Consider the following 11,591-nt stretch of genomic DNA (forward strand, 5'->3'; position numbering starts at 1 on the left):
AGGGTGCATTCGGGTCGCTCGGGGCTCCGGCGAGGCCGCGGAGTGGGCAGCGACGACGCGGGTACGAGCGTCGCGGGGCCGGCGGGACGCGGGTACGACGTCACCGGGGGTGCGGGAGGAGCGGGTACGTCTCCGCCCGTGGTCCAACCCTCGCCGGGGGTGGGGTGGGGGTCAATGCGGTGCGCGCTGCCTTGCGGCCACCCGAGCGCGGATACGGAAACCCGCAACGCCCGGACGTGGCGGATCCCGGAGCGCGGGCGGGGCCGGGACGCCGACGGACGGCACGACGGACGGGAGGCGCGGTACCGGCCGGCACCGCGCCTCCCGTCCCGGAGCCCTCAGTCCCCTGGCACGCCCGCCGTCGCGAAGGCGGTGCGCAGGGCCGTCGCGAGCTCCGCGACGTGCGGTTCGCGCAGCAGCGAGCTGTGCTCGCTCGCGATCCGCACCGTCTCCGTCGGTCCGCGCAGGAGGGCCGCCCACCCGGCGGCGTCCGGGTTCTCGTCGGCGAGCACGTACGTCGCACGCCCGTGGAACGGCGTCGGCGTGTGCCGACGGGTGACGATCTCGGCCTGGTCGAAGAACGCGTCGAAGTCCTTCTGGCCGCCGAAGCGGAACACACCCGCTCCGTAGGCACGGACCCGCTTGGCGAACTGCTCGCCGTACGGCACCCCCGCCGGCAGCACGCGCTTCGCCGCACGGTCGAGACCGTGCTGCAGCCGCCGGACCACCGGGTTCGGGTGCTCCCGCGGTTCCATCCGGCCGAAGTGCAACCGTGCCTGCTCGGACTTCGTCCGCGGGAGGTAGGTGTCCAGCAGCGCGACGTGCTCCACGCGCTCCCCGCCCTCGGTGAGCAGCCGCGCGACCTCGAGCGCGACGAGTCCGCCGAGCGAGTGGCCGACGAGGATGTACGGGCCCCTCGGCTGGACGATCCGCATGAGCGCGAGGTACCGCCGCGCGGTCCGTTCCACCGACCAGTCCGGCAGCCCCCGGCGTTCCAGGGCGTGCTGCTGGAACGCGTAGACGTCGTGGTCCGGCAGGTACCGGGACAGCGGCAGGAACGTCAGGGCGAGGGCTCCGGCTCCGGCGAAGCAGAACACCGGCGGGTTGCCGGTCTGTCGTGCCTCCGAGACCTTCACGACGTCGGGGTGGCTCGGCAGCGCACTCGTGCCGGAGCGCACCCGCCGGGCGAAGGCGCGGAGGGTCGGGTGCTCGAGGACGTCCGACCCGCGCAGGTCGACGCCGAGCCGCTGGTGCACGATCGCCAGCATCTCCTCGGCGCTCAGGGAGTCTCCACCGAGCGCCGAGAAGTCCTCGTCGAGGTGCACGCCCGGGAGCCCGAGCACCTCGGCCCAGATCTGCCCCACGACGAGCTCCCACTGGTCGTACTCGCCCTCGGTCATCTCCGCGTCGATGCTCGGTGCGCCGGGGAGCTCGGCGCGGTCGACCTTGCCGCGCTCGTTCCGCGGCAGCGCCGTCATCGGGACGATCGACGCCGGCACCATGTACTCCGGCAGTCGTTCCCGGAGGGCTCGGCGGATCGCGGCCGGCGCGGGGGTGCGGCGCCCGGGGCGCCCGACGACGTAGGCGACCAGGCGGGTGACGGCCGGCGGTGCGACGAGCGCGGTGACGACGGCGTCGTGGACCTCCGGCAGCGCGCGGAGTGCGGCCTCGACCTCGCTCGGCTCGACGAGGTAGCCGCGGACCTTCACGGCGTCGTCGGACCGGCCGAGGAGGACGAGCACGCCGTCGGGGTCGAGTCGGGCGAGGTCGCCCTGGCGCCAGCTGGGGAGCGCGTGGGCGGGGTGGTGCTCGGCGGTCGCGTCTGCCGCGCTGGCGTGCGCGGCGGCGGGGTCGCGCTCGGCGGTCACGTCCGCCGCGCCGGCGTGCGCGGCGGCGGGGTCGCGCTCGGCGGTCGCGCCCGCCGCGCCGGGCGTCAGGTGCTCGGCCGTCTTGTCCGGTGCGCCCCAGTAGCCGGCGGTCATGCCGTCCGACCGGACCACGAGCTGCCCGGTCTCCCCCGGTTCCGCAGGCGTCCCGTCCTCGCGCACGACCTGCACGGCCTTGTGGAGCAGCGGCCACCCCGCGGGCACGACCCCGTCGGGCACCGGGTCGTCGGGCCCCACGGAGCAGTACGCGACGCAGCCCATCTCGCTCGACCCGAACCCGTTCCAGATCGTCGTCCCCGCACCGAGGTGGGGCCGGGCGGCGATCACGTCCGTGCCGGTGACGGGCTCGCCGACGGTCATGAGGAACCGCAGCGCCCCGAGGACGGGGACCGCCGGTGCTGGGGTGGGTTGGGCGCCGACGATCGACCGGAGCAGGTGCGGGGTGCACACCAGCGTGTCGACGCGCTCCGCCTGCAACCGGTCGACGAGTCGCTCGACACCGAGGTCCCGGGGCTCCAGGAGCACGATCGTCGCGCCGTTCAGCAGGCCGCTCAGGGCGAACAGGAACCCGGCCGCGAAGGACAGCGGCAACACCAGGCCGAGCCGGTCCCCCGGGGCGAGACCGAGCGCGACGGCGTCCTGCTCGACGTTCTGCAACTGCTGCCGGTGCGTCATCGCCACGCCCTTGGGCAACCCGGTCGAACCGGAGGTGAAGACGAGCACGAGCGGGTCCGCTCCTCCGGGCCGCGCGGACCCGGTGGCCCGGGCTCCGGCGCTGCTCCCGCTGCCCGCGGGGGTCCGGTCCGCCGCGTCGAGCAGTGCGCCGAGGTCGTGGACACGGCCCGCCCCCTCGGCCATCACCGTCTCCGCAGTCCCGGCACGGCCGGCATCGGCGACCACCTCGTCGACACCCGCCAACTGCACCACGTGCCCGAGCCGGGCCGGCGGCAGGTGGTCGTCGAGCACGACGACGATGCGTCCGGCGCGGACCAGCGCGAGGATCCCGAGCACGGCTTCGGTCGTCTGCCCGGCCATGATGCCGACGGGCTTGGACGCGCCGCCCGGCACCGGTCCGACTCCCGCGCCGGAGTGGTCGTCCGGCCGCAGTTCCTCGGTCAGGACCGCGGCGAGTGCCGTGACGAGCCGGTCGGCCTCGGCGAACGTCAGCGTCCGGCCGTCACCGGCCAGGGCCGGCTCGTCGCCGTGCGCGGCGACGACGCGGTCCCACCGGTCGAGCACGGAGTGGTCGTCCGCCGCGGGGACCGCGGCGACGTGGTCCCAGTGGTGGAGCGTGGTCAGCGGTTCTGCAGCGGTCACGGAAGACCCCCCGAGTGCTCGTCGGCTTCACCGCCGCGGGGTCACGGCGGTGGTTGGACGGTAGGCCCGGGACGGCCCGGCGGGCGAGGGCCCTCGCGCCGGGTGCGGGGAACCGCAACCGGCCAGGAGGCGCGGGTCCTGTCCGCCACGCACGCCCCCGGCCAGCGACACCGTGCGCCGATGACCGGGCGGCCTCTGCGCATCGTGCGGTTCACCGCAACCTCGGATGCGCCTGTGGGCTGCCCCTGGAATGACGGTGAGCGCGCGGGGGTAGTGCCGCCGCGTTTGGCCGAGTCGTGCGTGTCGGGCGTGTCGGGTCGTCCGGCAGCCCGGCGGCGCCTCCTCGCTGCCCACGAACGGAACAAGCCCCCGGGGTGATCCCGAGGGCTTGTTCGACGAGTGCTGGGGTACCTGGACTCGAACCAAGAACGACGGTACCAGAAACCGCTGTGTTGCCAATTACACCATACCCCAAAGGCCCGGAGGCCTTCGGTCCCGGTTGCCCGGGGCACGATCAACTACTGTACAGCATCCCGGAGGTCCGTGAGACCACCGACGAGGTCCCGGTGCACCGCTGCCGCCGTCACGGCACCGTGACCGGCCGCGACGATGAGCTGCTCCGGCCCCGGCGGCGTGACGTCCCCGACCGCGTACAGCCCCGGAACGCTCGTGCGACCCGAACGGTCGACCACGACGAGGCCCTCGGCGTCCCGACCCGGATCGGCGTCCAGCCAGTCGAGGTCCGCGTGCCACCTCGGCCGGACGAACCCGCCGACGCGGTGCTCGACGTGGCCGTCGGCCAGGCGTACACCGGTCATGCCCGATCGGTCCCCCTCCAGGTCGGCCACCTCCCGCTCGTCGACGCGGACCCCCGCGGACGCCAGGCGGGCGCGGCCGGCGTCGTCGATCGTCGCGACGCCGTTCGTGTAGACGACGAGGTCGTCGGCCCACGCTGCGATGAGCAGCGCGCGGTCGACCACGTCGTCCGTCTCGCAGATGAACGCCAGGGGCTGACCGGCCTTCTCGTACGCGTCGCACTCCACGCAGCTGTGCACCGCGGTTCCGTAGAACGCGCGGAGCATCGGCAACGCCGGGAGCTCCTCCCGCAGACCGGTCGCGACGACCACCGCACGGGCCGTGGCCTCGACCTCGGTCCCGCGCCCCGACGCGTGCACCGACCAGCGATCGCCGTCCGGAGCGACCCGGTCGACGACCGCCTGGACCACCGTGGCCTCGGCGTAGCCCTCGACCTCGGCGCGACCGAGCTTCCGCAGCTCGAGCGGCGAGACCCCGTCCCGCGTGAGGAACCCGTGCGAGCGCAGCGTCGCGGCGTTCCGCGGCCGGTTCGCGTCCACGAGCAGCACCGAGCGCTTCGCCCGGACGAGGTTGAGCGCAGCGCTCAACCCCGCGGGCCCCGCTCCCACGACGACGACGTCGACCGTCAGGAGCCCGGTCACGTCAGCGATCCGCGAGACGGCGCAGGCGCGAGACGGTGGAGTTCTTCCCGAGGATCTCCATCGACTCGAACAGCGGCGGGCTGATGCGGCGGCCGGACACCGCCACGCGCAGCGGACCGAACGCCAGGCGGGGCTTCAGCCCGAGGCCGTCGATGAGCGCGGTGCGGAGCGCGCCCTCGATGGACGCGGTCGTCCAGTCGTCGAGCGGCTCGAGTGCAGCGATGCTCGCACGGAGGACGTCGCCGGCGTCGTCCTTGAGCGTCGCCAGCGCGTCGTCCTCCACCACCAGGTCGTCGTCCGCGGTGAAGAGGAACCCGAGCATGCCGGGCGCCTCGCTGAGCAGCTGCATGCGCTCCTGCACGAGGGGCGCCGCCTTCGTCAGGACCTCGAGCTCGGCAGGCGTCACCGGGTCGGACACCACGCCGGCCAGGTACGGCAGGAGGCGCCCTCGGAAGTCGTCCGCGTCGAGGAGCCGGATGTGGTCACCGTTGATCGCCTCGGCCTTCTTGTGGTCGAAGCGCGCCGGGTTCGGGTTGACGTCCGTGACCTCGAACGCGGCGACCATCTCGTCGATCGAGAAGACGTCGCGGTCCGGCCCGATCGACCAGCCGAGGAGCGCCAGGTAGTTGACGAGCCCTTCGGGGATCATGCCCGCGGCACGGTGGTGGAACAGGTTCGACTCGGGGTCGCGCTTGGAGAGCTTCTTGTTGCCCTCCCCCATGACGTACGGCAGGTGGCCGAACACCGGGATGAAGTCCGCGATGCCGATCTCGTGGAGCGCCTCGTACAGGGCGATCTGCCGCGGGGTGGACGACAGGAGGTCCTCGCCGCGGAGGACGTGCGTCACGCCCATCAGCGCGTCGTCCACGGGGTTCGTGAACGTGTACAGGGGCTTGCCGTTCGGGCGCACGACCACGAAGTCGGGGAAGGTGCCCTGCTTGAACGTGATCTCACCGCGGACGAGGTCCTCGAAGCTCAGGTCACGGTCGGGCACCCGCAGCCGCAGCGCCGGCTCTCGGCCCTGGTCACGGAACGCCTGACGCTCCGCCTCGGTGAGGTCGCGCTCGTGGTTGTCGTACCCCTGCTTCGGGTCACGACCAGCGGCCTTGTTCCGGGCCTCCATCTCCTCCGGGGTGACGAAGGACTCGTAGACGTGCCCCGACGCCTTCAGCTTCGCGATCACGTCCTCGTAGATGGCCGAACGCTCCGACTGCCGGTACGGACCGTGCGGACCGCCGGCCTCGACACCCTCGTCCCAGTCCAGCCGGAGCCAGCGCAGCGCCTCGAGGATCTGCAGGTACGACTCCTCGCTGTCACGCGCGGCGTCGGTGTCCTCGATGCGGAACACGAGCTTGCCGCCGGTGTGGCGGGCGTACGCCCAGTTGAACAGCGCGGTGCGGATGAGCCCCACGTGCGGCGTGCCCGTCGGGCTCGGGCAGAAACGGACTCGGACGTCGGAGCCGGAGGCAGTGGTGAATGGCGCAGTCATGACAGAACCAGCCTACCGGCAGCGGAAAACGCAGAAAACCCCTGACCATCACGTGGTCAGGGGTTTCCTGGTCTTGCTGAAGTTGAGTCCGGCGGCGTCCTACTCTCCCACAAGGTCCCCCTTGCAGTACCATCGGCGCTGAGAGGCTTAGCTTCCGGGTTCGGAATGTGACCGGGCGTTTCCCTCTCGCTATGACCACCGGAACACTGTCGACCCAATCAACGGATCAATACCTGTGTTCCCCAGCTGTAGCTGAAGTATTCAGTTTGATTCCCGATCGTCTGTCGGGAACCACAAAGTGGACGCGAGCCCCACACCACAAAGTGGGTGGGTAATCAGTGTGTTGTCAAGTCTTCGGCTTATTAGTACCGGTCAGCTCCACGGGTCGTTAGTCCCCGCTTCCACATCCGGCCTATCAACCCAGTAGTCTGCTGGGAGCCTCTCACACTCAAGGTGCATGGAAATCTCATCTCGAAGACGGCTTCCCGCTTAGATGCTTTCAGCGGTTATCCGGTCCGAACGTAGCTAATCAGCGGTGCCCTTGGCAGAACAACTGACACACCAGAGGTTCGTCCATCCCGGTCCTCTCGTACTAGGGATAGATCTTCTCAAATTTCCAACGCGCGCAGCGGATAGGGACCGAACTGTCTCACGACGTTCTAAACCCAGCTCGCGTACCGCTTTAATGGGCGAACAGCCCAACCCTTGGGACCTACTCCAGCCCCAGGATGCGACGAGCCGACATCGAGGTGCCAAACCATGCCGTCGATATGGACTCTTGGGCAAGATCAGCCTGTTATCCCCGAGGTACCTTTTATCCGTTGAGCGACAGCGCTTCCACAAGCCACTGCCGGATCACTAGTCCCGACTTTCGTCCCTGCTCGACCTGTCAGTCTCACAGTCAAGCTCCCTTGTGCACTTACACTCGCCACCTGATTGCCAACCAGGTTGAGGGAACCTTTGGGCGCCTCCGTTACTCTTTGGGAGGCAACCGCCCCAGTTAAACTACCCACCAGGCACTGTCCATGAACCCGATCAGGGTCCTACGTTAGACATCCAGAGTGACCAGAGTGGTATTTCAACAATGACTCCACGAACACTAGCGTGCCCGCTTCACAGTCTCCCACCTATCCTACACAAGCCACACCGAACACCAATACCAAGCTGTAGTAAAGGTCACGGGGTCTTTCCGTCCTGCTGCGCGTAACGAGCATCTTTACTCGTAGTGCAATTTCGCCGAGTTCGCGGTTGAGACAGCTGGGAAGTCGTTACGCCATTCGTGCAGGTCGGAACTTACCCGACAAGGAATTTCGCTACCTTAGGATGGTTATAGTTACCACCGCCGTTTACTGGGGCTTAAATTCAGAGCTTCGCCGTGAGGCTAACCCTTCCTCTTAACCTTCCAGCACCGGGCAGGCGTCAGTCCGTATACATCGTCTTGCGACTTCGCACGGACCTGTGTTTTTAGTAAACAGTCGCTTCCCACTGGTCTCTGCGGCCTTCAACGCTCACGGAGCAAGTCCGGTCACGTGTCCGGCCCCCCTTCTCCCGAAGTTACGGGGGCATTTTGCCGAGTTCCTTAACCACGATTCTCTCGATCTCCTTGGTATTCTCTACCTGACCACCTGAGTCGGTTTCGGGTACGGGCGGCTGCAACCTCGCGTCGATGCTTTTCTCGGCAGCATAGGATCACTGATTTCCCCTTGACGGGTACGCGTCGGATCTCAGGCGTACAGACGACGGATTTGCCTATCGTCAGCCCTACATCCTTACACCAGGTTCACCTTACGGATACCATCGCCTGGCTCAGCTACCTTCCTGCGTCACACCTGTTCATACGCTAGCCGCACCAGCATGGGGTCGAGCGTTAGACCGCACGCCATCACCCCGAAGGGATCCGGTCAACACGGGTTAGGACTCTTAGCACCACTGGATTAGCTTGGGCGGTTGTTCGCCGGTACGGGAATATCAACCCGTTGTCCATCGACTACGCCTGTCGGCCTCGCCTTAGGTCCCGACTTACCCAGGGCGGATTAACCTGGCCCTGGAACCCTTGGTCTTTCGGAGGACGGGTTTCTCACCCGTCTTTCGCTACTCATGCCTGCATTCTCACTCGTGTAGCGTCCACGGCTGGATCACTCCGCCGCTTCACTCGCCACACGACGCTCTCCTACCACTCCGCACGACTGAACCACGAAGGCTTATCGAGTGTGCGAAATCTACAACTTCGGCGGTGTGCTTGAGCCCCGTTACATTGTCGGCGCGGAATCACTTGACCAGTGAGCTATTACGCACTCTTTCAAGGGTGGCTGCTTCTAAGCCAACCTCCTGGTTGTCTATGCAACTCCACATCCTTTCCCACTTAGCACACGCTTAGGGGCCTTAGTTGGTAGTCTGGGTTGTTTCCCTCTCGACGATGAAGCTTATCCCCCACCGTCTCACTGCTGCGCTCTCACTCACCGGCATTCGGAGTTTGGCTGACGTCAGTAACCTGTTGAGGCCCATCGGCCATCCAGTAGCTCTACCTCCGGCGAGAAACACGCAACGCTGCACCTAAATGCATTTCGGAGAGAACCAGCTATCACGAAGTTTGATTGGCCTTTCACCCCTATCCACAGCTCATCCCCTCCATTTTCAACTGAAGTGGGTTCGGTCCTCCACGACGTCTTACCGTCGCTTCAACCTGGCCATGGATAGATCACTTCGCTTCGGGTCTAGGACATGCGACTGGATCGCCCTATTCAGACTCGCTTTCGCTACGGCTACCCCACACGGGTTAACCTCGCCACATATCGCTAACTCGCAGGCTCATTCTTCAAAAGGCACGCCGTCACCCCAACAAGGAGGCTCCGACGGATTGTAAGCAAACGGTTTCAGGTACTATTTCACTCCCCTCCCGGGGTACTTTTCACCTTTCCCTCACGGTACTTGTCCGCTATCGGTCATCTGGGAGTATTTAGGCTTATCAGGTGGTCCTGACAGATTCACACGGGATTTCTCGGGCCCCGTGCTACTTGGGATACACATCCGGCCATAACACCATTTCGTCTACGGGGCTGGCACCCACTACGGCCCGGCTTTCAAACCAGTTCGACTATGATGCGCTGTAACCGCCCCAGTCCGGCAGAACTGAGCGACGTGTCCCACAACCCCGACCATGCAACGCCCGCCGGCTATCACACATGATCGGTTTAGCCTCATCCGCTTTCGCTCGCCACTACTCACGGAATCACATGTTGTTTTCTCTTCCTGTGGGTACTGAGATGTTTCACTTCCCCACGTTCCCTCTACCCGCCCTATATATTCAGGCGGGAGTCACCAGGTCACAAAAGCGCCTAGCGGGGTTTCCCCATTCGGAAATCCTCGGCTCACAGCTCGATTATCAGCTCCCCGAGGCTTATCGCAGATTTCTACGTCCTTCTTCGGCTCCAGATGCCAAGGCATCCACCGTTTGCTCTTAGAAACTTGACCACAAAGATTAAAATTGCGATCGACTCGAACAACAACCAACCCGAAAGCTGATCATCATCGAGCGATCTAAGATGCTCGCGTCCACTGTGTAGTTCTCAACATACGATCGGCACCACACTCCCCCGCAGCAAGCGCTGCAGCTTCACGTGGCCCACCGAAGAACCAAGCAGACAGGACAAACCCCATCCACCGGCTCAACCCCCGGACCATCACGACCCGGGAAGCCTGGTCCCTCAGGACCCAACAACGTGCACCAGCCACCCACACTCACCACCAACCCGTTCCCAACCAGCCCCGAAAGACCAGCCGTACTGAGGTCAGCAGCAGCGCCGACGACTGCACTGTCAATGTTCCACCCATGAGCTACCGGCAACCACACTCGGGTTGCATCGGCGCCTGGACCCACCCACCCCCAAGAGGATGAACTGAGCCAGATGCTCCTTAGAAAGGAGGTGATCCAGCCGCACCTTCCGGTACGGCTACCTTGTTACGACTTAGTCCTAATCACCGATCCCACCTTCGACGGCTCCTTCCACAAGGGTTAGGCCACCGGCTTCGGGTGTTACCGACTTTCATGACTTGACGGGCGGTGTGTACAAGGCCCGGGAACGTATTCACCGCAGCGTTGCTGATCTGCGATTACTAGCGACTCCGACTTCATGAGGTCGAGTTGCAGACCTCAATCCGAACTGAGACCGGCTTTTTGGGATTCGCTCCACCTTACGGTATCGCAGCCCTTTGTACCGGCCATTGTAGCATGCGTGAAGCCCAAGACATAAGGGGCATGATGATTTGACGTCATCCCCACCTTCCTCCGAGTTGACCCCGGCAGTCTCCTATGAGTCCCCGCCATAACGCGCTGGCAACATAGAACGAGGGTTGCGCTCGTTGCGGGACTTAACCCAACATCTCACGACACGAGCTGACGACAACCATGCACCACCTGTACACCGACCACAAGGGGGCGACCATCTCTGGCCGTTTCCGGTGTATGTCAAGCCTTGGTAAGGTTCTTCGCGTTGCATCGAATTAATCCGCATGCTCCGCCGCTTGTGCGGGCCCCCGTCAATTCCTTTGAGTTTTAGCCTTGCGGCCGTACTCCCCAGGCGGGGCGCTTAATGCGTTAGCTACGACACAGAAACCGTGGAAAGGTCCCTACATCTAGCGCCCAACGTTTACGGCGTGGACTACCAGGGTATCTAATCCTGTTCGCTCCCCACGCTTTCGCTCCTCAGCGTCAGTTACGGCCCAGAGATCTGCCTTCGCCATCGGTGTTCCTCCTGATATCTGCGCATTCCACCGCTACACCAGGAATTCCAATCTCCCCTACCGCACTCTAGTCTGCCCGTACCCACTGCAAGCCCGAGGTTGAGCCTCGGGATTTCACAGCAGACGCGACAAACCGCCTACGAGCTCTTTACGCCCAATAATTCCGGACAACGCTTGCACCCTACGTATTACCGCGGCTGCTGGCACGTAGTTAGCCGGTGCTTTTTCTGCAGGTACCGTCACTTTCGCTTCTTCCCTACTAAAAGAGGTTTACAACCCGAAGGCCGTCATCCCTCACGCGGCGTTGCTGCATCAGGCTTTCGCCCATTGTGCAATATTCCCCACTGCTGCCTCCCGTAGGAGTCTGGGCCGTGTCTCAGTCCCAGTGTGGCCGGTCACCCTCTCAGGCCGGCTACCCGTCGTCGCCTTGGTGAGCCATTACCTCACCAACAAGCTGATAGGCCGCGAGTCCATCCCCAACCAAAAAATCTTTCCACCACCAGACCATGCGGCCGGCAGTCGTATCCAGTATTAGACGTCGTTTCCAACGCTTATCCCAGAGTCAGGGGCAGGTTACTCACGTGTTACTCACCCGTTCGCCACTAATCCACCCAGCAAGCTGGGCATCATCGTTCGACTTGCATGTGTTAAGCACGCCGCCAGCGTTCGTCCTGAGCCAGGATCAAACTCTCCGTAAAAAAA

The 11,591-nt window shown here is 65.2% G+C and carries 3 protein-coding genes, 1 tRNA gene and 3 rRNA genes; all 7 read right to left on the reverse strand.

Annotation, left to right across the window (positions count from 1 at the left end; genetic code table 11):
• Positions 1-338 precede the first annotated feature (338 nt).
• Complete coding sequence (locus ACTJKO_RS14530; RefSeq protein WP_440689851.1) at positions 339-3,203, reverse strand: non-ribosomal peptide synthetase; 2,865 nt, start codon at positions 3,201-3,203, stop codon at positions 339-341.
• 402 nt (positions 3,204-3,605) lie between these two features.
• Positions 3,606-3,677: transfer RNA gene (locus ACTJKO_RS14535), tRNA-Gln, on the reverse strand.
• Between the two features lie 44 nt (positions 3,678-3,721).
• Complete coding sequence (locus ACTJKO_RS14540) at positions 3,722-4,660, reverse strand: NAD(P)/FAD-dependent oxidoreductase (RefSeq protein WP_440689852.1); 939 nt, start codon at positions 4,658-4,660, stop codon at positions 3,722-3,724.
• Between the two features lies 1 nt (position 4,661).
• Complete coding sequence (gene gltX / locus ACTJKO_RS14545) at positions 4,662-6,149, reverse strand: glutamate--tRNA ligase (RefSeq protein WP_440689853.1); 1,488 nt, start codon at positions 6,147-6,149, stop codon at positions 4,662-4,664.
• Positions 6,150-6,235: 86 nt separating this feature from the next.
• Positions 6,236-6,352 (reverse strand): 5S ribosomal RNA (gene rrf / locus ACTJKO_RS14550).
• A 139-nt stretch (positions 6,353-6,491) separates the two neighbouring features.
• A 23S ribosomal RNA gene (locus ACTJKO_RS14555) occupies positions 6,492-9,620 on the reverse strand.
• Between the two features lie 445 nt (positions 9,621-10,065).
• Positions 10,066-11,587 (reverse strand): 16S ribosomal RNA (locus ACTJKO_RS14560).
• Together the 16S, 23S and 5S rRNA genes form the textbook arrangement of a ribosomal RNA operon.
• Positions 11,588-11,591: the final 4 nt, after the last annotated feature.

Origin of the sequence: Curtobacterium sp. 22159, assembly GCF_052045775.1 — a bacterium.
GTDB lineage: Bacteria > Actinomycetota > Actinomycetes > Actinomycetales > Microbacteriaceae > Curtobacterium.

What these genes read in the sequence shown, in the direction of transcription:
- gltX (WP_440689853.1), bottom strand. Translation starts at nt 6,149, where the DNA reads ATGACTGCGCCATTCACCACTGCCTCCGGCTCCGACGTCCGAGTCCGT.